Annotated in this window: 1 protein-coding gene; it reads right to left on the bottom strand. The window is 62.5% G+C overall.

What is annotated here, in order from left to right:
* Window positions 1-266 (bottom strand): MFS transporter (locus tag A2J01_RS10270; RefSeq protein WP_156519238.1); only part of this gene is annotated, 266 nt, incomplete at its 3' end.
* Window positions 267-427: the final 161 nt, after the last annotated feature.

The raw sequence follows: 427 nt of genomic DNA, 5'->3' as shown, positions 1-427 counted from the left end.
GTCGTGTACGAGGGCGCGAAAACCGAGGCGGCATTGCCGACGGTGAACGCGACCATGAGTGCGATCAACAGGGTGCGGCGCGGTACTCGTGCGGTGAGTGCAGCGATCAGCGGAGCGCCGACGACAACCCCGAGCGCGTACGCCGAGATCACGTGACCCGCGACGGGTTCCGAGACACCGAGTCCGGATGCCATTTCCGGGAGCAACCCCATGGCGACGAACTCGGTTGTGCCGATACCGAAACCGCCGAGAGCGAGAGCGAGCATCGCCGGACCTCTGGCGGAACGAACCCCGGGTGTCGAGGTGTCAGAACGGGAGAGGGTAGACGAAGTCACTGATCAATTGTGGTCTCACACCTGGTTGAACTTCCAAGTGAGAGCGGGTGAGTTCACTCACGTGAGACCGCGAACACAAATGGGACGTCTGG

The organism is Rhodococcus sp. EPR-134 (genome assembly GCF_001647205.1).
Taxonomy (GTDB): Bacteria; Actinomycetota; Actinomycetes; order Mycobacteriales; family Mycobacteriaceae; genus Rhodococcus_F; species Rhodococcus_F qingshengii.
Note: the sequence above shows the minus strand (reverse complement) of the source record. Positions and strands in the feature narration are given on the sequence as shown.